We start from the raw sequence: 24,450 nt of genomic DNA, 5'->3' as shown, positions 1-24,450 counted from the left end.
CGATTAGGAAATTGCGCTGCTGATCGCAACCCGGCAGGACGCGGGCGGTTCCTGTGCCGGAAGCAGGCCTCCCGGCGCTCCGGGCATGGATCAGCACGCTCTTCGCAGCTCACCAGCGCGAGCTTACACCGGCGGCGGATTGCGGTCGGAGAAGGTCCCGCGCTGGTGCCAATACGGATAGGGCAGCGTCACCTTGCTCGCCGCATCGAGCCTGTCGATCTGGTCCTTCGTCAGCGACCAACCGATCGCACCGAGATTTTCGCGCAGCTGCGCTTCGTTGCGCGCGCCGATGATCAGCGTCGAAACGGTCGGACGCTGCAGCAGCCAGTTCAATGCAATTTGCGCCACGGTCTTGCCGGTCTCCTTGGCGACCTCGTCGATTGCATCGACGACGCGATAGACCTGTTCGTCGGGCACGGGCGGCCCGAAATCGGCAGTCTGCGGCAGGCGGCTCACGTCAGGCCTTGGCTGGCCGCGGCGGATCTTTCCCGTCAGGCGGCCCCATCCGAGCGGCGACCAGACCACGGCGCCGAGCCCCTGGTCGAGACCAAGCGGCATCAGCTCCCACTCATAGTCGCGCCCGACCAGCGAATAATAAGTCTGGTTGGCGACGTAACGCGGAAAGCCGTGCCTGTCGGCAACGCCGAGCGACTTCATCAAGTGCCAGCCCGAAAAATTCGAGACGCCGACGTAGCGGATCTTCCCGGCACGCACGAGCACATCGAGCGTACTGAGCACCTCTTCCGGCGGGGTGAAGGCATCGAAGCCATGGAGCTGGAAAAGGTCGATATGGTCGGTGCCGAGCCGGCTGAGCGAGCTGTCGATGGCGGCAAGCAGATGCTGCCGCGACGAGCCGACGTCGTTGGGGCCGTCGCCGAAACGGAAGGTGGCCTTGGTCGAGACCAGCACCTTGTCGCGGCGGCCTTTGATGGCTTCGCCGAGGACGCGTTCGGATTCACCGAGCGAATAGACGTCGGCTGTGTCGAACATCGACACGCCGGCTTCGAGGCAAATGTCCAGCAGGCGCCGCGCTTCCGTGGCGTCGGTCGTCCCCCATGCCGCGAGACGGCCGACGCCGCCGAACGTGCCCGTGCCAAGGCTCAAAGCGGGTACCATGAGGCCGGACCGGCCCAAGCGTCGGTATTCCATCGAACTGCTCTCCCTCACGGCTGCTGATTGATTGGCGCCGCCTTGGAGGCGAATGGTAATGCAAGCAGGCGCGCCGTCCTATCGCGCGCTGACATACCCGCCTTGCTTCGGAATCGCCTAGTCGTGCAATCGCATGTCATCGAAGGCCGCATCTGCGACCCGCGAACCGACCGTCACCGCAGCAGCTTGCGTTTCGATCCTTGCGGCAGACGAAGGGATGCAGACGGGTTCGTTGGCGTGCCGCGGCAGGAGCGTCAGGCTCCAGCCCGCCAGGACCAGCGCGGCGAGCTGGATCGCGATCACACTGAGCAGCAGCTCTGAGCCACCTATCGTCCCACGAGTCCTCATACCTCTCAGCCTGATCCAGGTCGCAGCACCTGACAATCTGGAATTGGCGAGCCGTGCCTTCGCCTAGGACGAAGGCTCGTGATGATGGCTGAGTGGAATGGCGGTCAGTGCCGCAACCGGCTCTGCCTGAAGTCGCGCGGCGACATCCCGAAATGCTCGCGGAAGACGCGGCCGAAATGCGAGAGGTCGTTAAAGCCCCAGGCAAACGCGATCTCGCTGATGTGGCGATGGGCGAGCATGGGCGAGGCGAGGTCGCGTTTGCATTGGGCGAGACGCTCGGCAAGCACATGGCGCTGGAACGAGGTGCCCTCGTCGGCGAGGAGATCGTTGACGTAGCGTGAGGAGATTCCGAGCGCGGCGGCGGCTTCTGTAAGCGAGAGATCGGGATCGGCGAGGTGACTGCGGATGTGGGCTTTTAGCCGGTACAGCAGGGCGGAGCGATGGGTCGAGGTCGGCAGCGACGTCCCGCCGAGTCGTTCGCTCAACGCCATCGCCAGCAAGTCGACGGCCTGCTCCGACAGGGCCGCGGCGCTGTTGGGCGCCAGCCGGTCCGCGCTCTGGCAAAGCCTGACGATGAAGTCATAGGCGAGCCGCTCCAGCGGCGCGTCGGTCCCGAAGGTGATCGCTGTGAGCGTCTCGGTGCCGCCCAGCCTCCGGTGCAACATCTCGCGGGGCACCTTGAAGATGGTCTGCGAGAATGTGTCCCTGAACTTCAGCTCATAGGGGCGCGTGGTGTCGTAGAGCGCGAACTCGCCGGGATGGATCACGGTCTCGCGGCCGTCCTGCACCACGCCGCCGTCGCCGCGATTGCCGAGCGCGACCAGGATATAGTCCTGATCGGAGCGCGCGATCCGCGAGGGGGTGCGGAAGACGTGCTGGCGTTCGGAGCAGACCTCGGAGCAAACGGCTTTCCCCAGGGAAGCCTGCGTGACCGAGCCCTGAAAGGCACTGCCGAGGTCGGATTTGCAGTCGAGCCCGACGAAGACGTCGCAGACGATGTCCTGCCAGAGGGCAAGGCGTCGGTAGCCGGGGCTGCCGTCTGTCGTGAACTGGATTGTCATCGGCCGGCCTCCCTTTCGCATCGAGCAGAACCACGTGGCGCAGATCCAGCCTGACCGCAGGCAAGTTCCGTACCGGGGCGCTATCCATTCCAGTCGAGTTTTTGTTCCGCCGTGGTCGAGCGCGCGGCTGCCCGGCTTGGTCCAATAGACTGCATCGGACGTGGTCTCGGATCAACCGGCAATGGAGGCGGCAATGGGCATCGAACATCCGAAATACAAGGTCGCGGTGGTGCAGGCGGCGCCCGCCTGGCTCGACCTCGACGCCTCGATCGACAAGTCCATCGCTTTGATCAGGGAGGCCGCCGAGAAGGGTGCCAAGCTGATCGCATTTCCGGAGGCCTTCATCCCCGGTTACCCCTGGCATATCTGGATGGACTCACCGGCCTGGGCGATCGGACGCGGTTTCGTGCAGCGCTATTTCGACAACTCGCTGTCCTATGACAGCCCCCAGGCCGAACGGCTGCGTGACGCCGTCCGCAAGGCCAAGCTCACCGCCGTGATCGGCCTCTCCGAACGCGACGGCGGCAGCCTCTATCTGGCGCAATGGCTGATCGGGCCCGGCGGCGAGACCATTGCGAAGCGCCGCAAATTGCGACCGACCCATGCCGAGCGCACCGTCTATGGCGAGGGCGACGGTAGCGATCTTGCAGTCCATGGGCGACCCGACATCGGCCGCATCGGCGCGCTGTGTTGCTGGGAGCATCTGCAGCCGCTGTCGAAATACGCGATGTACGCCCAGAACGAGCAGGTGCATGTCGCGGCCTGGCCGAGCTTCTCGCTGTACGATCCCTTCGCGCCAGCCCTCGGTGCCGAGGTGAACAATGCCGCCTCCCGCGTCTATGCGGTGGAAGGCTCCTGCTTCGTGCTGGCGCCTTGCGCGACGGTGTCGCAAGCGATGATCGACGAGCTTTGCGACCGGCCGGACAAGAACGCGCTGCTGCATGTGGGCGGCGGTTTTGCCGCCATCTACGGGCCGGATGGCAGCCAGATCGGCGACAAGCTCGCGCCGGATCAGGAGGGTCTCTTGATCGCCGAGATCGATCTCGGCGCGATCGGTGTGGCCAAGAACGCCGCGGATCCCGCCGGACATTATTCGCGGCCCGACGTGACGCGGTTGCTGCTCAACAAGAAGCCCTACAAGCGGGTCGAGCAGTTCGCGCTGCCGGTCGACACTGTCGAGCCGGCGGATATTGGCGCGGCAGCGAGCTGATCGCTGCGGTCGAAGGGAGGGTACGATCATGGAATCCGCAATTCCCGCGCATCTCGAAACCCCGCGCACGCGACACAAGCGCGTGCCGGATGATTACCAGCCGCCTTATCCTTCGTTCGTGGCACGCTACAAGCCCGGTGTGGGCCGCGTCGTGATGGCCTATTTCGGCGTCCAGTATCGTGGGGCGGCGCCGGCGGCTGCGACGGAAGCGCTCGCTGAAATCGACAGGCTGTTCGCCGGCGAGAGCAGTCCCTCGCATTGGGACCGCGCGCACTATGTGGATCAGGCCGGCCACGCCAACACCGTCTCGGTGGCCTATTGGGACGACATCGCGCGCTTCGACGCCTGGTTTGCACCGGCGCGCGAGGTGTGGACCGGAAAGCCTCGCGAGGGCATCGGCACCTTCATCGAGGTGCTGCGTCCCGCTGTGGCGCGGCACGAGACGCTGTTTTCCTCGCTAGGCAGGCCCGAAGGTGTCGCGGTGATGGCCGAGGGCATGAGCGGCGAGGTGCAGGAGCACGCCTATTGGGGCGGCATGCGCGATCGCATTCCGCTGTCGCAAACCGATCCGATGTCGCCGGGCGGCAATCCCGAACTGGTCCATGATGGCGCGCGGTTGCGTGTGAAGGCGCACGACAATCTCTGTCTGATCCGCTCGGGTCAGGACTGGAGCGATACCGAGGCGTCCGAGCGGATGCTCTATCTCGAGGACGTCGAGCCGGTGCTGCGCGAGGGCATGGACTTCTTGCGCGACGATGGCCCTTCCATCGGCTGCTATGCCAATCGCTACATGCAGGTGCTCTCGGCCGACGGCAAGGCGAGCGAAAAATCCTACGGCCAGGGCTGGTGGAGGAGCCTGGCTGCGCTGGAGCGCTGGGCGGAATCGCATCCGACCCACGTCAAGATCTTCGGTGCTGCGATGAAATATCTGTCGACGCTGGGGCCGGCAGCGAAACTGCGGCTGTATCACGAGGTCACGGTGGCCGCGGCAGACGAGCAGTTCTTCGAATATCTGAACTGCCACGCCAAGACCGGAATGCTGGCGGCGGTGGAGACCGTCAGCGCCTAGCCCACACAGTGGCCGAGCAGTTCCGGATGCGCGGCGCAGACATGATGCGCGCCGGCGTCCCGCAGCTCGGCCTCGTTGCCATAGCCGTAGAGCACGCCGATCGCCGTCATGCCGTTGGTCCGGGCGCCGACCACGTCGTGGCTGCGGTCGCCGATCATGATCGCTTGTCGCGGATCGACTTCGGTCTCGGCGAGCGCGTAACGCAGCAGGTCGCGCTTGTCGACGCGGGTGCCGTCGAGTTCGGAGCCGAACACGCGCTCGAAATACGGCTTCAGCCCGAAATGTTCGACGATGCGGGTGGCGTAGACCGCAGGCTTGCTGGTCGCCACGAAGATGCGCGCGCCGGTTGCGGCGAGCGCCGAGAGCGTGTCGTGGATGCCCGGATAGAGTGCGTTCTCGTACAGCCCAACATCGGAAAACCGTTCGCGGTAGAGCAGGAGCGCCTGATCAGCCAGTGCGTCGGTTCCGGTCAGCGCCTTCAGGCTCGCATGCAGCGGCGGCCCGATGCACCAGGTCAACTCGTCCTGGCTCGGGACCGCCTTGCCAAGTTTTTTGAGGGCATACTGGATCGAACCGGTGATCCCGGGCTTTGGATCGGTCAACGTGCCGTCGAGATCAAAATAGATTGTCCGCATTCTGGCCGGGCTCAGCATTGCCAATTCCGCCCGTTGCTAGTTGCCTTGGGCCCCGAGATCAAGGGCCGATATTAGGAGCGACATGGCGTTGGTCGGGGCTCAGAAGCTGATCTGGTGGGTGCTCGCGGCGGCGGTCGTCGTCACGCCCGTGCACGCCGAGGATGCTCAGGTCCCTCCGACGCAGCTTGGCCCCGAGGCACCGGCGAAACCGGCAGCAGGCGAGCCTGTGCGCGAGAGCGACACACGGGAGTCGATCTGCCTGATCGTGGAGGCCGCCGCGCGTGACGCCAACCTGCCGCTGGAATTCTTCGCCCGGGTGATCTGGCAGGAGAGCCGATTCCAGGCCGATGCCGTGGGCCCGGTGACGCGCAGCGGCGAGCATGCGCAGGGGATCGCGCAGTTCATGCCGGGCACTGCGAGCGAGCGGGGGCTGCTCAATCCCTTTAATCCGGTCCAGGCGCTGCCGAAGTCGGCCGAGTTTCTCAACGAGCTGCGCAATCAGTTCGGTAATCTCGGTCTCGCTGCGGCCGCCTACAACGCCGGCCCGCGGCGCGTGCAGGAATGGCTCGCCGGCACCGGTGGCATGCCGGAGCAGACCCGCAACTACGTCTACGCCATCACTGGCGCGACCGTCGACGCCTGGGCCAAGGCTGGCAGCACCGGCAAGGGGCCACCGAGCTCGCCGCCGACGAGCTGCCGCGACCTGATGGCGCTCTTGAAGCGCGCGCCGAACCCGTTCGTCGCCGAGCTCGAGCAGCATGTCGAGCTTGCCGCTGCCAAGATCTGGGGCGTGCAGCTCGCCGCCGGCTTCGACCGCAACAAGGCGCTGGCGATGTACTCCCGCGCCGTCACGCGCCTCGGCGCGGTGATCGGCGAGCGCGATCCGAGCCTGTTGAGCTCGGTGGTTCGCAGCCGCGGCTCGCACGCCTTCTACCAGGTGCGTATCGGCGCTGATACGCGCCCCGAGGCGGATGATCTCTGCAACCGCATCCGGAAAGCAGGCGGCGCTTGCTTTGTGCTGAAGAACCGGGGCGCGCGCGGATAGAAACGGTGCAGTCTTCATGCTGGCCGGCAAGTGCTGGTTAGGCTAAAACACCTCCGAACAGCCAAGGAACTTAAGAGTATGGTTCGCGAAAACGAACTCCGCGAGGGCGAGATCGCCATCGCGCTGCCATCGACGGAAGACGCCGGCCTCGTCTTTATTGGTCGCATTCGCACGCCGTGGACCTCGCGGCTCGAGACGCCGCGACAGGGCCGTACGGATGGCCCGATCTGCCGGCTCGAGATCTTCGAGCCGTTCGTGCCGGCGATCAAGGGAGTCGACTTCTATAGCAATCTCGAAGTGCTCTATTGGCTCGACAAGTCGCGCCGCGACATCGTGTTGCAAAGCCCGAAGAACAACGAGAAAACCCGCGGCACGTTTTCGCTGCGCTCGCCGGTCCGGCCCAATCCGATCGGCACCTCGATCGTGAAGCTCGTCGGCATCGAGGGCAATGCCATCCTCGTGCGCGGTCTCGACTGTCTCGACAACACGCCGCTGATCGACATCAAGCCAGACCGTTGCGAGTTCACGCCGCTCGCCGCGCCGCAGCCGGGCGATTTTCAGACGGAGTGAGGATCAGCTCTTCAGCGCAGCGATCAACTTGGTCGCGTTCTCTTCCAGCACCTTGACGTCTTCCTTCCGGCTCGCGGGCGGCAGCATCGCGACGCCGTCGTGGCGAGGCATCACGTGCATGTGGAGATGAAACACCACCTGTCCGCCGGCGGCCTCGTTGAATTGTTGCACGGTGATGCCGTCGGCCTTGAAGGCCTTCATCGCAGCCGCCGCGATCAGGTGCGCGCCGCGCGCAACATGCGCGTAGTCGTCGGGCTTGATGTCGAGGATGTTGCGGGCAGGGGCCTTCGGAATCACCAGCGTATGCCCTGATACGCGCGGCATGATGTCGAGGAAGGCGAAGACGTGCTCGTCCTCATAGACCTTGTGGCAGGGAAACTCGCCGCGCAGGATCTTGGCGAAGATGTTGTTCGGATCGTAGGCGGTCATGGCGGCGGCTCCCAAGAACTTTGCGCTGCGAATTTTGCGCTTACTGTCACCAGCCCCGCGCACGCGTCAAGACGGCTCGTTGATGCCTTTCCGGAAGGGACCAAGCTCGGCAAGCTCCCGTCCGGCTTCCGCAACATAGGCCCGCTCACGCTTGAGATAGTCGTCGATGGCGCGGCGCAGCCCGGGATCGGCGATGAAATGGGCCGAGTGTGTCGTCCGCGGCAGGTAGCCGCGTGCAATCTTGTGCTCGCCTTGCGCCCCGGCTTCGACATTCGTGAGACCGTGTTTAATGGCGAAATCAATCGCCTGATAGTAGCAGACTTCGAAATGCAGGAAGGGATGATGCTCGACCGCGCCCCAGTTGCGGCCGAACAGCGTATCCGAGCCGATGAAGTTGATGGCGCCTGCGATCCAGCGGTCGTTGCGGCGCGCCATCACCAGCAGCACGTCCCGGCTCATGGTATCGCCGATCAGCGAGAAGAATCCTCGGTTGAGATAGGGGCGGCCCCATTTGCGCGAGCCGGTCTCCATGTAGAACGCGAAGAAGGCGTCCCAGGCGTCCTCGGTGATGTCTTTTCCGGTGAGCCAGTGGATCGTGATCCCTGCCGCGAGCGCGTCGCGCCGCTCGCGCTTGATCGATTTGCGATGTCGTGAGTTCAGCGTCGCGAGGAAATCGTCGAAGCTGGCAAAGCCCTCGTTGCGCCAGTGGAACTGCTGGTCGGTGCGCTGGAGGAAACCGTGCCGGGCAAGCAGCTTCCACTCCGCCTCGCGCGCGAAGGTAACGTGAACGGAGGAGGCCTTGCTGACGCCGCACAGCGCCACCAGCCCGCTCGCGAGCGCGTCCGCGATGCGCTCGTGGTCAACGCCGTCGCGGATCAGCAGCCTCGGTCCTGTGGCGGGCGTGAACGGAACCGAGACCTGCAGCTTTGGATAGTAACGCCCGCCGGCGCGCTCATAGGCGTCCGCCCAGCCGCGGTCGAAAACGTATTCGCCCTGGCTGTGCGATTTCAGATAGCAGGGCACGACGCCGGCGATCCGGCCATCGATCTTGGCCACGAGGTGCCGCGGTCCCCAGCCGGTGCGGATTGTGGCTGAACCCGATTTCTCGGCGGCCGAGAGAAAGGCGTGCGAGACGAACGGGTTGTAGGCAGGCTTTAAGAGGCCAAGGGAATCGCCTGGAAACCCGGATGAGGTTGCCAAGCCATGCCCGTTGCAGGCCCTGCCAGGATTGGCGCAGGCGTCCCAATCCTCCGGCGAGATTTCGCCAATGGACGGTACCGCCTCCAGGGTGATTTCGGATGATGCCATTGCGCCCAAGATCGTGCATTGCAGCAGCGACTTCAAGGGTCGGGAACATCAAGCTTACGGCACGAAACCTTCAAAGATCATCTGATCGGCAGATTGTCCGACCCGCACCCGCTGCTCGGGTGTGCGCACGGTCCAGCCGAGCAGGGCGCAACCGAAGACGTTACGGGCGATCCAGGGGGCCGGTGCCGGGAGATGATCAACCTTGAAAGCCACGAAATGGGGCTGGGTCTGGAAACCGTGGCGCAGGTACAGCATGCTGTCGCGCTGCTGCGGGGTCAGGGAGGCCCAGTACTCGTCCTCGTAACTGCGCTGCGCGACGATGCCGCGCGGGCGGGTGGGCAGGAGTTCACGGAGCGCCAGCACCTGGTCGGGATCAAAAGACATCCCGACGGCGCGCCCCCGATAGGTTGCCAGCACCTCGGCCATCCGCGTCACCAGCTTGCGGTCGCCGTCGAAGTGGCTCTTCACCTCGATCACCAGCGGCACGCGGCCGGCGACCATGGCGCAGAGGTCGCTGAGCGACATCATCCGCTCTGGCGTATCCTTGAACGTGATCGCCTTCAGCTCGGCCGCGGTCTTCGCGGCCACCGGGCCGCTTGCCTCGGTGAGACGGCCGAGCGCATGGTCGTGGTGCACCATGGCCTCGCCGTCAGCCGAGAGCTGGATGTCGACCTCGATCGAAAAATTGCCCGCGATCGCCGCCTGCACCGCGCCCGGCATGTTCTCGACGATGCCGCGGGAAATGTCATGCAGGCCGCGATGGGCGACCGGCCGCGCCGTCAGCCAATCCGGGGCTCGCACGATGCCGGCCTCAGGCGACCTCGAAGATGCCGTCGACCTCGACCGCCGCATCCGCCGGCAGCGAGGCGACGCCGACAGTGGTGCGGGCGTGACGGCCCTTGTCACCGAAGGCGGCGACCATCAGGTCCGAGGCGCCATTGAGCACCTTCGGCCCGTCCAGGAAGTCGGGCGCCGAGTTGATGAAGCCGCCGAGGCGCACCACGCGCGTGACCTTGTCGAGATCACCGAGCGCCGCCTTCACCTGTGCCAGCAGGTTGATCGCGCAACCGCGCGCGGCCGCGGCGCCGTCCTCGACCGAAACGCCGGCGCCCAGCTTGCCCTTGGCGATCAGCTTGCCGGCGGGATCGAAGCAAACCTGGCCGGACACGAACAGCAGATTGCCGGTGCGCACGAACGGGACGTAATTGGCCACGGGGGTGGGAGCCTCGTGCAGCTTGATGCCTTGTTCCGCCAGCTTCTGCTCGACCGTGCCCGCCATGTCTCGACCTCAATGTCTGGAAAACTCATCCTCTCCGGCGCCTTCGTGACGACCGGGCGCGGCATGTTTCGCCGATCGAGCCGACACATGCAAGCCGGCTCAGGAGGTTCTGTGAGGCGCAACTTTACGTGAAACCGCCGCAGTTGCGACGCAATGGAACGGTCATTAAAGTGTCGAATCTGCGCGTCCTCAGGGAACAGACATGGTGCACCTTTTCCGGACTTCCCTCGGTGTCATGGCGCTCGCGGTGGCCGCTCTCGGCGCCGGTACCGGCGCGCATGCCTCGAGCGCTCCATTTCTCGCGCACCAGGCGCTCTACGATCTGAACCTCGTCAAATCGCGTTCCAATTCCATCAGCAGCGCGCGCGGCCGCATCCTCTACAATTTCGCCGGCAACAGCTGCGAAGGCTACACGTCCGAATTCCGCCAGGTCTCCGAGCTCGACAGCGGCGAGGGCAAGATCACGCTCAGCGATCTCCGCTCCAATTCCTGGGAGGACGCCGCCGGAAAGAGCTACCGCTTCAAGATCGAAACGCGGATGAACGAGACCGAGGCGGGCCTGGTCGACGGCTCTGCGGTGCGCAACGGCGACCACATCGACGTCAAGCTGAAATTGCCGGCGCCGAAGAACTTCACGCTCGACGGCAAGATCGTGTTTCCGACCGAACAGATCCAGCGCATCATTGCCGCCGCCAAGGACGGCAAATCGCTTCTCGAGCTCTCAGTCTATGACGGCTCCGACGATGGCCAGAAGGTCTACAACACGCTGACCGTGATCGGTCAGCCGATCCCCGCCGACCGTACCGCTTCGCCCGATCCGGCGACGGCGGACGAGCACATGAAGTCGCTGACGCGCTGGCCGGTGACGGTCAGCTATTTCGATCGCGACGTCCCGCAGAAGGAAGGCGAGCAGACGCCTGTTTATGCGATGTCGTTCGAGCTCTACGAGAACGGCGTCTCCCGTCAGCTCGTGCTCGACTACAACGACTTCGTGATCTCCGGCGCGATGGGCAAGTTCGACGTCAAGGACAGCAAGCCCTGCAATTGAGGGGCGAGGCTAGCCCCAAGCACAGTCTCCGGCTACGCTCCCTCCCGACCACAAACTCCGGGAGCCAGCCCATGCCCAAGCTCGATCATCTCCGCCCCAGCGGCCTGCATCACAATCCCGCCTATTCCCACGTCGTCACCGCCTCCGGCGCACGCACGATCTACATCTCCGGCCAGGTGTCGGTGGACGAGGAGGGGCGGATCGTCGGCGAGGGCGACATCGCCGCGCAGACCACGCAGGTGATGCAGAATCTCGGTCACGCCTTGAAGGCGGCCGGCGCCACCTACGCCAACATCGTGAAGATCACGACCTTCGTCGTCGGCTACAAGCCGGAGCTGCGCCCCATCATCGGCAAGGCCCGCTCGGTGTTCTTCGAAGGCATGGAGCCGCCGGCCTCCACCCTCGTCGGCGTCACCGCGCTCGCCGCGCCGGAATGGCTGATCGAGATCGAGGCGATCGCGGTCGCGGATTGACTTGCGCTGAACGCGACGCCGGCGACGCGCCGCCCTTGCTGGGCCGCGTCCGCCCGTGCTTTTGGCAAAACGCGAAAACAACCCCATGCACAGTAGAAACGCAATCCCGGAACGCTGCGTCATTTCGTATTTTTAGAATTCGTTTTGACGCGTCGGGCAAAACAGTGGTACTATGCCATCGTAGCCATCCGAACACGGCAACGGCCAATCGAGGCAGGCACGCGATCCACCGCTGCGCGATATCCTGTCTCCGGGAAATCAGCGCTACGGTCGCGAGGCGCTTTCGCACGAAAGGAAGGGCCATGTCCCGAGGACTTCGCATCGGAGAGGTTGCCGGCCGAACCGGCCGCAGCTTTATCAGGGGTCAGGCACGATGCCGGTTTTTGTATTCCCCAAATCCTGAACAGCTTTGTTCATTGTACTGTCGTTGACAAAACCACCAGCCGCCGGTGACGAGCCAGATTTTGTCTGCTCGTTCGGGGAGGTGCCGAGCCGACTTCCTGTCGTTCCATGACTCAGGGCGTTGCTCGTGTTTGGTCCTGGCGACCCCCCGGTCCCATTGACTGATCCGGGAGCAGACATCGACCCGGCAGCCGTGCTGATCGAGCCAGCCCCCGTTGCCGAACCACCCCAGACCCGGCGCCACCACTGCTTTGTGCATAGGCGAGGGTACTAAATGCGGCGACGAAAAGTGCGACCAGTCCAACCCGAACTCTCATGGTGAGACCATCGTTGTACCACCCCGACAAATGCCCGGGTTCGCAGCGGTTCCAAAGAGCAGGCCGATGTGCGTCCAATCGTCGGCTCTTTGGGATTAGCTATGCGGCGAGTGCTACCGGGTGTCCTAATGCTCCGTCTGGTTCGCACTGACGCGCCACACCGCGTTGCCTGTATCGTCGGCGACCAGTAGCGCACCCGTGCGGTCAATTGCGACGCCCACGGGCCGGCCCCGCACCGTCGCGTTGTCGTTGCCGAGAAATCCGGTTACGACCGGGACAGGCTTGCCCTCGGGCCGACCGTTCACCAGCGGCACGAAAATAACCTGATAGCCATTGACAGGGCTGCGGTCCCAACTGCCGTGCTCGCCGACAAAGATGCCGTCACTGAATTTGGGTGACAGCTTCTCGCCTTTGCTGAACGCGAGACCAAGCGCGGCCACGTGCGAGCTTAGGCTGTAGTCGGGCTTGATCGCCTTGGCCACGAGGTCCGGCCTTTGCGGATGGACACGTATGTCAACGTGCTGGCCCCAATAGCTGTAAGGCCAGCCATAGAAAGCGCCCTCCTGCACCATGGTGAGATAGTCGGGGACCAGGTCCGGGCCGATCTCGTCCCGCTCGTTCACGACCGCGAACAGCCGTCCGGTGTCGGGATCAACGGCGAGATTGGTCGGATTTCGCGTGCCCGACGCGAAAATGCGCTTGGCACCCGACGAGCGATCCACCTCGTAAATCGCTGCTCGCCCCTCTTCGGCGTCAAGCCCGTTTTCGGTGATGTTGCTGTTGGACCCGACGCCAACATAAAGCTTGGATCCATCCGGACTTGCTACCATCGATTTGGTCCAGTGATGGTCGATCGGTCCGGCTGGAAGGTCCGCAAGCTTCCTCCCTGGCTCAGTGATCTCGGTCTGCCCGAGCGTGTACTTGAACGCCATGATCGCGTCCGTGTTGGCCACGTAGAGTGTGCCGTCCACATAAGCCACCCCGTAGGGTGAGTGGAGGTGGTCGACGAGAACAGTTTGCTGCTCCGAGATTCCATCTCCGTTGGCATCGCGAAGCAGGGTGATGCGGTTGCCACCTTTGCCGGCCGTGCCGGCCCGCGCTTTTACTTTGCCTTGGATGAAGTCCTTGGGCCGGAAAGGTGTAGTGCCGGGACTGTTACCCTCCACGACCAAGATATCGCCGTTCGGCAGAGCATAGACGATACGAGGATGCATCAGCCCCGTCGCCATCGACTGGACTTTCAACCCATCAGTGGTCGTCGGCGTCTCCCCTGGTTTCCAGCCAATCTCCTTCGGGACGCTCATGGGGGGCAGCAGATAGTTCTGAGGCTCCGGGAGGTAAGGATCTGCTCCGTATTGCCGCATGGGATCGCCGCCTTGGTCGCTGCAGGCGGTCAGCGCGAACAGAGTGCAGATGGCTGGCAAGCCACGAAGCGCATGAATCACGGTCTCTCTCCGATCGCGGGAGCACGAACCGTGGTCACCTTCCAACCGGTGGCGGCGGCCATCAGCAGCAGAATTGTCACGATTGCGGAAAGCGAAATTCCCTGAGGCACGACCGAGGTCCAGGCGTCACGGCTGTGAATGAAAACGTTCAAGAACGAGAGAAGCGCGGCCACTGCGACGAGCAGGAAGGCGATCCAATCGATCCGTCCCGCTCGGCCTGCGACAAAATCGACAATCAGGGCAATCGCGGCGACTAAAGCCAGAACCAGGCCAGCCGTAATCAGCCAAGCCGACGAGTTGGCCCACTGCCAGTTTGACGTTTCCCAATACATCAGGTCGGTGACCAACGCGGCAATCAACAGGGTTCCTCCGGCGGAGATGAAGCCGGGGTGCAGCAGTGATTTGGGACTGATCCCGGGCGGCGATCTCGCCATGTGCTCTCCTCAACATCCAATGTCGCGCCCAAGCGGCTGCCAACCGCTCAGAACATTGCGAACGGAACGCATCCATCACGTCGATTGGCCCACCAACGGAGCCCGTAGAGGTGTGTTCCTAATGGAATTCAGTCAGCTGACCACCAGCAGGTGCCAGAAGGCGAAAACAGTCACAGCCGACAACCAAAGCGGCGCCGCATCGAGTTCATCCGGGAACAGGAGCACATTCTCGCACTGGCCTTTAGAGCCAAGCTTTGCGTAAGCTCGACCTGGTCGATCGAAACGATCTGTGCTCCGGTCCTCAAAAAGATGATCTAAATCCATAGGCGCGGCGTCACCAGCGCCTTTGGGTTAGCGGAGCCGACGACCCGAAAATCGGCCTGCCAATTGAGTGACTGTGACCGAGTGTGAGCGGCGCAACGACTGCGCCCGGTCAATGCTGCCCCAAAAGAATGGCCCCCATTGTCGGGGGCCTAGTTTTAGGAGGGGACACACAGGTCATGGAGCCAACCCCTCCTATTTTGCCTCGTTCCTAGCGATGTTCGCGAAGCTGCCGCTCCAACGCGATTGCTTGATCTGCGTTAGAGACTCGCTTCAGAAAGGCGTTCCGCTCATCCCCCGGGGCTTTCGCTCCGCCTCGCCCGTCCGCCTGAGCCCCGGCGAACCGCCGCCGTGGCTGCTCGAGGGCCTTTCAGGATCCGAACGGGGAGGCTCTCGAACCGTTTGCTGCCCGCGCATTCGGCGGAACGGCAAACCATTTTTTCCAGGTTTGATCCAAAGCCGACGCGATCAACCAGACTATCGGAAGGGGCACATTCCCGCTTGCCAAACTTTGCAGCACGATACAACCTATGGTGACAAAATATGTTGCGAGTTGCAAACTGCGCTTCGCGCGGAACTCGTTGCCAAGCCTCTGCTGTCCCGCGCGAGCCATTTCAGCGACTCCTTGCGAAGGATTACTTTTAATGAACATTCCAGCGATATTGAGCGCCGGTGCCATCGGCCTAGGTTTTCTCTTAGCGTTTTTGACCTATCTCCTGCTACGAGCTAACGCGAGAGGTACGCCTATTTACGTTTTCATGTGTTTCTGCTTTGCCCTCGTCTTGGTCGGCGCCATATTGCAGTACATGGCATTCGATGCGCGATCTCTGCAGAGGCAGGTGAACACTCTGCAAGTTGAATTGCAGCACGCAAATGAAGGTAAGCCCGCCACCGAGCAAGAGCTGCAGAAGGCGAGGAGTTATGCTGATGCATGTCAACAGAAATCCCTTGCCCTGGAGAAAGATTTGGCGCGCGCAAATCAAGTTATGTCTGGAATTGCAGCCGTCATTCCGGAGTCGATCAAGAACCTGCAAGACGTAAATACTATACTCACCGGGAACTACTGTGCGGGCGGCTCATCTGGGGTTCCTATCTGGGGTGGCAGAGGAACGACGGCTGCAGCGCAAAGTACAAAGGTGATCAGTAACCTCAGTGCCGCAAAGAGTGCGATTGAAAGCGTCGTGCCTCAAAAATGATTGCAATTCGGTCAATCTGCCCCCCTTGCAGCCCTCATCGTGCGCCGGGTACCACTTCAACTTGGCAGATAGTCCTCTGATGGCCCTTCAGCGACCTTGGCAGACGTCCGTTTCCCGCCGCTGTCAGGGGTCGAGCAGACATCAGGCAGCCAGCTGCTTACGAGGTCACAGCTTCGATTGAGCTCGGCCCGCTCATGTTTTGCAGTAGAGCCATTGCTTCATCGGCCCTGTCGCAAGGCACGAAGAGGTGGTCGTGATGAAAGGCCGACACAGCGTTGACGCTGATGCCGGCTGCGGCGAGGCGCGCGGTGATGGCTGCCAGGAATCCGACGGCGTCGAGTGCGGAGTGGACTGTCAACGTAATCAGGCGCGAGGGGAAAGCGTAACGCAATCCGGTCGCTTCGGCTTGCTCACGTGGGATGACAAGCGTCGTTCCTTCGCGTTCGCGGAACGTCAGCATCGGGCTGATGATCGCGGGAATGCTCGCGCTCGGCGCAATCGGGCAAAACACGAAGATGCCGTCCAGCATCTCCGGCTTCATGCTCTTCAGCAGTGCACCGAGATCGCGCTCGCCTGTCACCATATGCCAGCCCTCTCGCCGCGCGAGCGGCTGTTGAAGCCACGACCAACATACCTTGGTATAAGCCCTCTAATCCTTCTCATGCGCCGACCTTACGGTGGTACAATTGAGCGACGGCGGGAGATTCTTACAATTTGAGTCCACTCGGGTCATCACCAGGAGCTCAAATGAACGTCGTCGTCCAAAAGCTCAACGGCTTGTGGCACCTCATCGTCGGGTCTAGTCAGATACGTACTCCCTTCCCGGAGACGCAGGATCGGCAGCTGGTCGTTCGGTACGCCAGGCGCGTCTATCCTGGCGCGCAAATCTTTGAGTGCGACTGATTTGCGCAGGACGCCATCACTCCTGCGCCTTCTCCGGTCCCTCGTAGGCGATGCCGCGGATGACGGCGGCGCTGCCGAACTTCTTGCGCAGGCTGTCCACCGCGCGCTCGGCGTGGGCGGCGCGGCGGTCGAGCATGTCGGTGTCGTCGGCAGGGGAGCCGTCGCGCAGCGCGCTGACCCCGGCGCCCATGAGGCGGAACGCGGTGCCGTCGATCTCCTTCGCCAGCATCTCGCGGCAGATCGAAAAGATCTTTGCGGCGAGCTGCGTCGGTGCTGCGATCGACTGCGAGCGGGTGCGCTGGCGGAAATCGGCGGTTTTCAGTTTCAGCGTGACGGTCGAGCCGGCCAACTCGCTGCTCTTGAGCCGCGACGACGTCTTCTCGCAGAGCCGCCACAGGATCTTTTCCAGCGACGCGAAATCGCGGATGTCGGTCTCGAACGTCGTCTCGCTCGAAATGGTCTTGGCGCCGCGGTCAGGCTCGACGCGCCGATCATCAATACCGCGCGCGAGCCGCCAAAGCCTGCGGCCGTCACTCGGAAACTGCCGCATCAGCTCGATCTCGTCGGCCTTCTGAAGATCGGCGATGATGCGGAAGCCTCGCTGCAGAAGGCGTTCCTGCGTCGCCGGCCCGACGCCAAAGATGAAGCCAACAGGCTTTTCCGCCAGCATGATGCGTGCTTCGTCCTGATCGAGCGCGGCAAAGCCGCGCGGCTTGTCGAGGTCGGAGGCGATCTTGGCCAAAAACTTGTTGCAGGACAGGCCGACCGAGACGCTGATGCCGACGTCGCGCTCGACGTTGCGGGCGAACCGCGCCAGCACCTTTGCCGGGATCATGCCGTGCACGCGCTCGGTGCCGGAGAGATCGAGAAAGGCCTCGTCGATCGAGAGTGGCTCGACCAGCGGCGTCAGCGCCTGCATCGCCTGCCGCACCTCGCGGCCGACGCGGACATACTTGGCCATGTCAGGCGGGATCACGGTCGCATGCGGACAGGCTTCCAACGCCTTGAACATCGGCATGGCCGAGCGCACGCCATAGGTGCGCGCGATATAGCAGGCGGCCGAGACGACGCCGCGTTTTCCGCCGCCGATGATGACGGGCTTGTCGGCGAGGTCAGGATTGTCGCGCTTCTCCACCGTCGCATAGAAGGCGTCGCAATCGATATGGACGATCGTCAGGCTCGCGAGCGTACGGTGCCGGACGAGGCGAGGGGAGCCGCAGGCGGAACAGCGCCGCCCGCCCATATCCAGATCGGCCAGGCAATCCCGGCAGAAGCACCGAGGCCCGGCCGGGTCGGGGAGGGTCACGGCACGTCGCGCTCCCAACTGGGATCACCCAGCGCATCGCCCAGCACCTGGCGTGCTGCGGCAACGTTGGTCGGATGCAGTTCCGAAGCCTTGGCAAAGGCCTTCACGGCGTCGTCATCGCGCAGCACGAAATCGAGCACGCTGAGCAGGAAATTCGGGTCCGAGGCGGCGTTCCGGAGCGTCTCCGGGCCGACCCCCGTCTCGGCCAGGAACAGGCCCAGCCGCTCAGGGTCGCCCGCAACAAAGGACAGCGCCTGAATCGCAACGATTTCAGCTACTTCACGGGGGTTGTGAACAGGCTTTTTCACGGGCCCGGTTTGCCTTTCCGTTAACTTTCGGTGTCTACTTTGGACTATGCCCGAGTCTCTAGGCTGAGTCTCGGGACTGAGTCTCGGCGCTTGAGTCTTGCTGGGCCAGACAAGCAACTGGAAACCACATCGCAGAAAGTGGCCCCTCGGGTTTAACGAAACTCAAGCGAATTCGAGGCTAGTTTGAATCCAGTTTTCGAAGCGCCGGAAAGCGGCGCCTGAGGCGTCACATGCATCGGTCTTTGGGACCAAACAGGAGGGCGGGATGGCTAAGACCGTCCTGATCGTGGAAGACAACGAGCTCAACATGAAGCTCTTCCGCGACCTGCTGGAGGCCCACGGCTACCAGACATCGGGCACCAGCAACGGCTACGAGGCGCTCGACCTCGTGCGCAAGATGCGGCCCGATCTGGTGCTGATGGATATCCAATTGCCGCAGGTATCGGGGCTCGAGGTGACGCGCTGGATCAAGGACGATCCGGAGCTGCGCGCCATTCCCGTCGTCGCGGTCACGGCGTTCGCGATGAAAGGCGACGAAGAACGCATCCGCGAGGGCGGCTGCGAAGCCTATTTGTCCAAGCCGATCTCGGTCGGCAAATTCATCGAGACGGTCCGGCGTTTTATCGGATAGGAAGTGAGTTCACAGTGTCCGCGCGTATCCTTGTCGTCGATGACGTTCCAGCCAACGTCAAACTGCTCGAGGCCCGTCTCTCCGCCGAATATTTCGACGTGATGACCGCCTCGAACGGCACCGAGGCACTGGCGCTGGCCCGCCGCGCCGAATGCGACATCATCCTGCTCGACGTGATGATGCCTGACATGGACGGCTTCGAAGTCTGCCGTCGCCTCAAGACCGACCCGGCCACCCACCACATTCCCGTCGTGATGGTCACCGCTCTCGACAGCCCGTCCGACCGCAATCGCGGCCTGGAAGCCGGCGCCGACGACTTTCTGACCAAGCCCGTCTCCGACGTCGTGCTGATCGCGCGCGTGCGCTCGCTGACGCGGTTGAAGATGATGACCGATGAGCTGCGCATGCGCGCCATCACCTCGCTCGAGATCGGCATGCAGGCGCCCGAGCGCAGCGCCATCGCCGATGCAGGCAAGGGTGGCCGCATCCTGCTGGTGGACGACCGCCCGTCGTCCTACGAGCGGCTGGGGACGATCCTCGCCGCCGAGCACACCATCGACGTCGAGCCGAATCCGACAGAAGCCCTGTTCCATGCCGCCGAGGGCAATTACGATCTGCTGATCGTTTCGCTCGACCTGAACAATTTCGACGGCCTGCGGCTCTGCAGCCAGGCCCGCTCGCTGGAGCGCACGCGCCACGTGCCGATCCTGGCGGTTGCGGAGGCGGAAAACTCCACGCGGCTGCTGCGCGGACTCGAGATCGGGGTCAACGATTACCTGCTGCGCCCGATCGACAAGACCGAGCTGCTGGCGCGCGCCCGCACCCAGATCCGCCGCCGCCGCTACACCGATCATTTGCGCGACAACGTGCAGAACTCGATCGAGATGGCGATCACCGACGCGCTCACCGGCCTGCACAATCGGCGCTACATGGAGAGCCATCTGGCGACGCTGGCCGAGCAGGCATCCGCCCGCGGCAAGCCGCTCGCGCTGATGATCCTGGACATCGACTATTTCAAGTCGATCAACGACAATTTCGGCCATGACGGCGGCGATGACGTGCTGCGCGAGTTCGCGGTGCGCGTGCGCAAGTCGATCCGCGGCATCGATCTGGCCTGCCGTTATGGAGGCGAGGAGTTCGTCATCGTGATGCCGGAGACCGATCTCCACGTCGCCGGCATGGTCGCCGAGCGGCTGCGGCGTTCGATCGCGGGTGAGCCCTTTGCCGTCAACAAGGGCACCAAGCGCGTCGAGGTCACGATCTCGATCGGGCTGACCACGCTGGAGCAGAAGGGCGAAGCGGTCGCCGACGTCCTCAAGCGCGCCGATACCGCGCTCTACCGCGCCAAGCATGACGGACGCAATCGCGTGGTGGCGCAGGCGGCGTGACCGTTCGCGCGCTGGACCCAACGTGTAACCTTGGGGCCATAACCGTCCCCCGAACTCCGCTGTCATTCCCCGCGAAAGCGGGGAATCCAGTACGCCGCGGCGTCTCGGCCGGAGCCTCACCGTCTCTGGAATACTGGATCACCCGCTTTCGCGGGTGATGACACCGAGCAATACGACGATGGTGATTATTGCGGCGAACGCTTGCCCTTGACCGGTTTCGCTGCCTCATCGCTCACATCCACGCCCGCATTCCGCAGCAGCACCTTCGCCGCTTCTTTCGCCGCGCGCGCCATGGCGGGATCGTCACGCACCAGATCCTGCGCGATCGAGCCGTCGACCAGCAGCACGAGTTGGGTGGCGAGTGCGTCCGCATCCGAAACACCGAGCTCGGTCAGCCGCTCGCGAAACCACACGCGGCGGCTTTCCTTAAAGGCGATGGCGATCTTTTTCACGGCGCGGTCTGTCGGACCTAGCTCGGCGACCGCATTGACGAACGGGCAGCCGCGAAAATCCTTCGCCGCGAAACGCCGCTCGAGCGAATCGAAGGTACCGAGGATCTGCTCGGCCGGCGGCTTGTCGGAGGGGCGGGCGCTTACGAAGCGGCGCTCCAGATAGGCCGCGATCAGCGCGTCCTTGGAGGGGAAGTGGTTGTAGAGCGTGCGCTTGGAGATGCCGATCTCGGCCGCGATGGTGTCGACGCCGATCGCGCGAATGCCCTGCAGATAGAACAGCCTGTCGGCGGTCTGAAGGATCCGCTCTTTCATCGACTGTGGTGCGGGCGGGGGAGCCATGCGTCGACAAATATCCTCTTCGCTTGACAGCGCCCGCCACCTATAGACTAGTTACACAGGTCTGTGTAACCGAAGTCAACCGATATTGCAGACGTCGGCGCGCGTCCTGCGCCCGCGAGGGAGACAAAAATGCCCCTGTTGCAGGTCCTGCGTCCGGCCTTGCCGATCCTGATCGGCGCCTCGATCATGCTGACGCTGAGCATGGGGCTGCGCCAGTCGCTCGGCATCTTCATGCAGCCGCTGACGCACGACATCCACCTTTCGGTGTCGGACTTCACGCTGGCGCTGGCCGTGCAGAACCTCGCCTGGGGCTTTCTCCAGCCGCCGGCCGGCGCGATGACGGTGCGCTTCGGCTTCCGCCCGATCATGATCGTGGGCGCGCTGATGTATATCGCCGGCCTCATTCTGATGGCGACCGCGGGCGGTCTCGTCAGCATCATGATCGGCGCAGGCGTGCTGATCGGCACCTCGCTTGCCTGCACCGCGGCCGCAATCGCGATGTCGGTGGCGGCGCGCGCGGTGCCCGCGGCGGTGCGCTCGACGGTGCTCGGCATCGTCTCCGGCGCGGGCTCGCTCGGTGCGCTGTTGTCGGCGCCGATCGGGCAGATGCTCAACGAGGGCTTTGGCTGGCGCATTGGGCTCGCCGGCTTCGTCGTCATGTCGGTGCTGATGATCCCCGCCGCCTGGTACGCCGGCCGCGTCGACGCCATCCCGCTGCCCAAGCCCGCCGCCGACGACATCGGCGACGCCACGGCCGCGTCCGTCGCGAGGGCCGCCTTCGGCAATGTTTCTTTCGTGGTGATGACCTGCGCCTATCTCGTCTGCGGCATGCAGCTCGTGTTCCTGACCACGCATCTGCCGTCATATCTGGCGATCTGCGGGCTCGATCCGATGCTCAGCGCGCAGACGCTCGGCATGATCGGCGGCTTCAACGTGCTGGGCTCGCTGTTCTTCGGCTGGGCCGGCCAGCGCTGGAACAAGCTGGCCCTGCTCGGGGGCATCTACATCCTGCGCTCGCTCGCGCTCGCCTGGTATTTCATGCTGCCGGCGTCATCGTTCTCGACGCTGCTGTTCGGCGCCATCATGGGCTTTCTCTGGATGGGCGTCGGCCCGCTGGTCGCCGGCGCCGTCGCCGAGATGTTCGGGCTGCGCTGGCAAGCCATGATCCAGGGCCTGGCCTTCATGAGCCACCAGATCGGCAGCTTCCTCGGCGCATACGGAGGAGGGCTGATCTACGACGCCCTCGGCTCGTACAGCATGGCCTGGCGCATCGGCGTGGCGCTGGGTTTGGCCGGCGGCATCATGCAGGTCGCGTTCGCACTGATCCGGCCCGCACAGCCACCGGCGCCGGTGCTGCGAACGGCGTAGCTGCGAGTCGACAGCAGCCGCTCCAATCGCACCTATCGCGGACGCGGACCGCGGTCCGGACGAGGCGGCCGTTGCGCATAGGGGTTCAGCAGGCACATGGCGGGAAGACCCACAGTCTCCGCTTTGCACTGTTCCCACGAACTATATCGGCACGAAATCCAGCTGACGCCGCCCCTTTTCCACTGCTGAAGGCAAACCGGATCATTGCCACCGAAGCGTTGAGCTCCAGCTGGCGTGGGCGCGGACATTATGACCCATATGACGAGCAGAAAGGGACGGGCGCGCATGATGTGACTCCGACGATTTGCAGATCCTGCCTTGGAACTGCGGACACAGAGAGTCCCTCCCCACGGCAATCATACTTCGGCGCGCTCGCGGAACAAAGGACGTGCAATGAGGTGCACTCCGCGGCGCAACCATCGTTGCGCGCATTTCGCCCGCCAGCGTTGCCAACAAGCGATCCGAACCATATCGTTGGCGTCCGATGAATTCGTTTACGGCCAAGCTTCGGGAGCCAGCAACATGAATGCGGTCTCAGCGCCCAGTCGGGTCAATCGTCCTCCAGGGCGGGTTGAGGTCGCGTCCGCATGGCTCGGCGCCGAGATGGAGGCCAATCCCGATCGATGGTTGATCTCGCTTGATGCCGGCGATATCGCGGAGCTCGAGACCGCGGCTGAATCATATCTTGGTCGGAGCAAGAAGATCGCCGACATCACGAAGGACAGTTTTCCGCTCCCTCGTTTCGGCGCGCATCTGGACGATCTCAAGAAGACGCTGCTGGTTGGCCTGGGCTTTGAAGTCATACGCGGCCTTCCGGTCGCAAAATACAGCCAGGAGTTTGCCGCGACGATCTTTTGCGGGGTCGGCGCCCATCTCGGATCGGCACGGTCCCAGAATGCGGCAGGGCACATTCTCGGTCACGTGCGCGACACAGGTGCGGATGCGAGGGATCCGAACACGCGGATCTATCAGACGTCGGAAAGGCAAACGTTCCACACGGATTCGTCCGACGTCGTCGGATTGTTATGCATTCGCGAGGCGATGGAGGGCGGCGATTCCCTTCTCGTCAGTACATCCACAATCTACAACGAGATGTTCGACAGGCGTCCCGACCTTGCCGCCCTGTTGTTTGATCCAATCGCGACGGACCGGCGCGGCGAGGTGCCGGAGAACGAAAAGCCATATCTGCAAATCCCGGTGCTGAATTGGCATGCGGGGTTCCTGACCGGGTTCTATCAGCGTCAGTATATCGATAGTGCGCAGCGCTTCCCCGATGCGCCGAGACTGACGCCGGCTCACGTCGAGGCGCTCGATCTCTTTGACGCGCTGGCAAATGATCCCGATCTGCATTTTGGCATGCGGCTTCAGCCGGGGGATATGCAGTTCGTGTACAATCATGCCTTGCTGCATGATCGGACGGGTTTCCGCGATTGGCCCGATGCAAGCCGGAAGCGTCATCTGTTGCGCCTTTGGCTCAGCATGGAAGGCGACCGGCCGCTGCCCGATTGCTTCAGGGAGCGCTACGGTTCGATCGAGATCGGCAATCGCGGCGGCATCATCACCAAAGGCACCAGCCTGAACGTTCCGCTGGATTGACGTTCGGAACCGGGGCCGGCTCAGCGGACGATGCTGAGCGTCGCCCAGGCGGCACCGCGCGCGGCACACCAGGGCGGAAACGAAAACGGGGCCCCGAGGACCCCGCAAAACTCTTCGACGTTTTCGCCGATCCTACTTGATCTTGGCTTCCTTGAATTCGACGTGCTTGCGCGCGACCGGGTCGTACTTCTTCTTGACCAGCTTGTCGGTCATGGTGCGCGAATTCTTCTTGGCGACGTAGTAGAAGCCGGTGTCGGCCGAGGACACGAGCTTGACCTTGATGGTGACCGCTTTGGCCATGTTCTGAACCTCAGAAATGAAGGGAATCTGGAGCCGGCCAAACGGCCCGCGTTGGCCGGCAACCTAGCCAGAAACCGCCTGATGTCAAGGTTTTACACCCCGAAAACCACCCAAATCGGG

The 24,450-nt window shown here is 63.4% G+C and carries 27 protein-coding genes; 11 read left to right on the top strand and 16 right to left on the bottom strand.

The annotated features are described in order from the left end of the window. Window positions 1-123: 123 nt before the first annotated feature. From ACVIIW_RS29785 to ACVIIW_RS29775, 3 genes are all read right to left on the bottom strand, one after another. Window positions 124-1,149 carry an aldo/keto reductase gene (locus ACVIIW_RS29785; protein WP_456703978.1) on the bottom strand — a complete coding sequence of 342 codons (1,026 nt, stop codon included), beginning with the start codon at window positions 1,147-1,149 and terminating at the stop codon, window positions 124-126. 117 nt (window positions 1,150-1,266) lie between these two features. Next, the gene (locus ACVIIW_RS29780) at window positions 1,267-1,497 is read right to left on the bottom strand and encodes a hypothetical protein (protein WP_456703977.1); all 231 of its coding nucleotides are present in this window, start codon (window positions 1,495-1,497) and stop codon (window positions 1,267-1,269) included. A 104-nt stretch (window positions 1,498-1,601) separates the two neighbouring features. After that, window positions 1,602-2,558 (bottom strand): AraC-like ligand-binding domain-containing protein, encoded by a 957-nt coding sequence (locus ACVIIW_RS29775; RefSeq protein WP_456703976.1) that lies wholly within the window; start codon window positions 2,556-2,558, stop codon window positions 1,602-1,604. A 193-nt stretch (window positions 2,559-2,751) separates the two neighbouring features. Between ACVIIW_RS29775 and ACVIIW_RS29770 the strand changes: the two genes are divergently transcribed. Continuing rightward, entirely contained in the window at window positions 2,752-3,768 is a 1,017-nt protein-coding gene (locus ACVIIW_RS29770; protein ID WP_456703975.1) for a carbon-nitrogen hydrolase family protein, read from the top strand. A 28-nt stretch (window positions 3,769-3,796) separates the two neighbouring features. Continuing rightward, window positions 3,797-4,837: a phenylacetaldoxime dehydratase family protein gene (locus ACVIIW_RS29765; protein WP_456703974.1), complete on the top strand. Its 1,041-nt coding sequence runs from the start codon at window positions 3,797-3,799 to the stop codon at window positions 4,835-4,837. Here the strand turns inward: ACVIIW_RS29765 and ACVIIW_RS29760 are convergent. Next, entirely contained in the window at window positions 4,834-5,472 is a 639-nt protein-coding gene (locus ACVIIW_RS29760; protein ID WP_456703973.1) for an HAD family hydrolase, read from the bottom strand. The genes ACVIIW_RS29765 and ACVIIW_RS29760 overlap by 4 nt on opposite strands. Before the next feature lie 82 nt (window positions 5,473-5,554). Between ACVIIW_RS29760 and ACVIIW_RS29755 the strand changes: the two genes are divergently transcribed. Together ACVIIW_RS29755 and tsaA are read left to right on the top strand one after the other, a co-directional pair. Beyond that, the gene (locus tag ACVIIW_RS29755; RefSeq protein WP_456703972.1) at window positions 5,555-6,517 is read left to right on the top strand and encodes a transglycosylase SLT domain-containing protein; all 963 of its coding nucleotides are present in this window, start codon (window positions 5,555-5,557) and stop codon (window positions 6,515-6,517) included. A gap of 78 nt (window positions 6,518-6,595) precedes the next feature. After that, window positions 6,596-7,087, top strand: a complete 492-nt coding sequence (gene tsaA, locus ACVIIW_RS29750; RefSeq protein ID WP_456703971.1) for a tRNA (N6-threonylcarbamoyladenosine(37)-N6)-methyltransferase TrmO — start codon at window positions 6,596-6,598, stop codon at window positions 7,085-7,087. 3 nt (window positions 7,088-7,090) lie between these two features. On the opposite strand, the gene ACVIIW_RS29745 is transcribed toward tsaA, so the two are convergent. From ACVIIW_RS29745 to ACVIIW_RS29730, 4 genes are all read right to left on the bottom strand, one after another. Further along, window positions 7,091-7,516, bottom strand: a complete 426-nt coding sequence (locus ACVIIW_RS29745) for an HIT domain-containing protein (protein ID WP_456703970.1) — start codon at window positions 7,514-7,516, stop codon at window positions 7,091-7,093. A 66-nt stretch (window positions 7,517-7,582) separates the two neighbouring features. Continuing rightward, entirely contained in the window at window positions 7,583-8,824 is a 1,242-nt protein-coding gene (locus ACVIIW_RS29740) for a GNAT family N-acetyltransferase (protein ID WP_456703969.1), read from the bottom strand. A 54-nt stretch (window positions 8,825-8,878) separates the two neighbouring features. Further along, window positions 8,879-9,625: a glycerophosphodiester phosphodiesterase gene (locus tag ACVIIW_RS29735; protein ID WP_456703968.1), complete on the bottom strand. Its 747-nt coding sequence runs from the start codon at window positions 9,623-9,625 to the stop codon at window positions 8,879-8,881. Between the two features lie 10 nt (window positions 9,626-9,635). Further along, complete coding sequence (locus tag ACVIIW_RS29730; RefSeq protein ID WP_092236013.1) at window positions 9,636-10,103, bottom strand: RidA family protein; 468 nt, start codon at window positions 10,101-10,103, stop codon at window positions 9,636-9,638. Between the two features lie 202 nt (window positions 10,104-10,305). Here ACVIIW_RS29730 and ACVIIW_RS29725 point away from each other — a divergent pair, with 202 nt between their 5' ends. Beyond that, on the top strand, window positions 10,306-11,151 hold the full coding sequence (locus tag ACVIIW_RS29725) for a cell envelope integrity EipB family protein (RefSeq protein ID WP_456703967.1): 846 nt from the start codon (window positions 10,306-10,308) through the stop codon (window positions 11,149-11,151). Window positions 11,152-11,222: 71 nt separating this feature from the next. Continuing rightward, window positions 11,223-11,624, top strand: a complete 402-nt coding sequence (locus ACVIIW_RS29720; RefSeq protein ID WP_456703966.1) for a RidA family protein — start codon at window positions 11,223-11,225, stop codon at window positions 11,622-11,624. Window positions 11,625-12,468: 844 nt separating this feature from the next. Here ACVIIW_RS29720 and ACVIIW_RS29715 read toward each other — a convergent pair. Then, entirely contained in the window at window positions 12,469-13,788 is a 1,320-nt protein-coding gene (locus ACVIIW_RS29715) for a PQQ-dependent sugar dehydrogenase (RefSeq protein ID WP_456703965.1), read from the bottom strand. Further along, entirely contained in the window at window positions 13,785-14,222 is a 438-nt protein-coding gene (locus ACVIIW_RS29710; RefSeq protein ID WP_456703964.1) for a DUF2231 domain-containing protein, read from the bottom strand. Before ACVIIW_RS29710 ends, ACVIIW_RS29715 begins: the two co-directional genes overlap by 4 nt. A gap of 965 nt (window positions 14,223-15,187) precedes the next feature. Here ACVIIW_RS29710 and ACVIIW_RS29705 point away from each other — a divergent pair. Next, on the top strand, window positions 15,188-15,739 hold the full coding sequence (locus ACVIIW_RS29705; RefSeq protein WP_456703963.1) for a hypothetical protein: 552 nt from the start codon (window positions 15,188-15,190) through the stop codon (window positions 15,737-15,739). 157 nt (window positions 15,740-15,896) lie between these two features. Here the strand turns inward: ACVIIW_RS29705 and ACVIIW_RS29700 are convergent, their stop codons facing one another. From ACVIIW_RS29700 to ACVIIW_RS29690, 3 genes are all read right to left on the bottom strand, one after another. Next, entirely contained in the window at window positions 15,897-16,319 is a 423-nt protein-coding gene (locus tag ACVIIW_RS29700) for an ACT domain-containing protein (protein WP_456705308.1), read from the bottom strand. A gap of 339 nt (window positions 16,320-16,658) precedes the next feature. Next, entirely contained in the window at window positions 16,659-17,948 is a 1,290-nt protein-coding gene (locus tag ACVIIW_RS29695; protein WP_456703962.1) for a DNA polymerase IV, read from the bottom strand. Next, window positions 17,945-18,256: a DUF3572 domain-containing protein gene (locus tag ACVIIW_RS29690; RefSeq protein WP_456703961.1), complete on the bottom strand. Its 312-nt coding sequence runs from the start codon at window positions 18,254-18,256 to the stop codon at window positions 17,945-17,947. Before ACVIIW_RS29690 ends, ACVIIW_RS29695 begins: the two co-directional genes overlap by 4 nt. A gap of 265 nt (window positions 18,257-18,521) precedes the next feature. Between ACVIIW_RS29690 and ACVIIW_RS29685 the strand changes: the two genes are divergently transcribed. Together ACVIIW_RS29685 and ACVIIW_RS29680 are read left to right on the top strand one after the other, a co-directional pair. Then, window positions 18,522-18,887 carry a response regulator gene (locus tag ACVIIW_RS29685; RefSeq protein WP_008566616.1) on the top strand — a complete coding sequence of 122 codons (366 nt, stop codon included), beginning with the start codon at window positions 18,522-18,524 and terminating at the stop codon, window positions 18,885-18,887. Window positions 18,888-18,901: 14 nt separating this feature from the next. Continuing rightward, window positions 18,902-20,275 (top strand): PleD family two-component system response regulator, encoded by a 1,374-nt coding sequence (locus tag ACVIIW_RS29680; protein ID WP_456703960.1) that lies wholly within the window; start codon window positions 18,902-18,904, stop codon window positions 20,273-20,275. 185 nt (window positions 20,276-20,460) lie between these two features. Here the strand turns inward: ACVIIW_RS29680 and ACVIIW_RS29675 are convergent, their stop codons facing one another. Next, a complete protein-coding gene (locus ACVIIW_RS29675) occupies window positions 20,461-21,066 on the bottom strand; it encodes a TetR/AcrR family transcriptional regulator (protein ID WP_456703959.1) in 606 nt (201 codons plus the stop codon). 129 nt (window positions 21,067-21,195) lie between these two features. Between ACVIIW_RS29675 and ACVIIW_RS29670 the strand changes: the two genes are divergently transcribed. Beyond that, window positions 21,196-22,434 (top strand): MFS transporter, encoded by a 1,239-nt coding sequence (locus ACVIIW_RS29670; protein ID WP_456703958.1) that lies wholly within the window; start codon window positions 21,196-21,198, stop codon window positions 22,432-22,434. Window positions 22,435-22,466: 32 nt separating this feature from the next. Here the strand turns inward: ACVIIW_RS29670 and ACVIIW_RS29665 are convergent, their stop codons facing one another. After that, the gene (locus tag ACVIIW_RS29665) at window positions 22,467-22,721 is read right to left on the bottom strand and encodes a DUF3551 domain-containing protein (RefSeq protein ID WP_456703957.1); all 255 of its coding nucleotides are present in this window, start codon (window positions 22,719-22,721) and stop codon (window positions 22,467-22,469) included. Between the two features lie 235 nt (window positions 22,722-22,956). Between ACVIIW_RS29665 and ACVIIW_RS29660 the strand changes: the two genes are divergently transcribed. Next, window positions 22,957-24,030 (top strand): TauD/TfdA family dioxygenase, encoded by a 1,074-nt coding sequence (locus tag ACVIIW_RS29660; RefSeq protein ID WP_456703956.1) that lies wholly within the window; start codon window positions 22,957-22,959, stop codon window positions 24,028-24,030. A gap of 132 nt (window positions 24,031-24,162) precedes the next feature. Here ACVIIW_RS29660 and rpmG read toward each other — a convergent pair whose 3' ends face one another. Then, window positions 24,163-24,330, bottom strand: coding sequence for a 50S ribosomal protein L33 (gene rpmG, locus ACVIIW_RS29655; RefSeq protein WP_057756569.1), 168 nt, complete (start codon window positions 24,328-24,330; stop codon window positions 24,163-24,165). Between the last annotated feature and the right edge of the window lie 120 nt (window positions 24,331-24,450).

This window comes from Bradyrhizobium sp. USDA 4449 (genome assembly GCF_054056275.1).
Note: the sequence above shows the minus strand (reverse complement) of the source record. Positions and strands in the feature narration are given on the sequence as shown.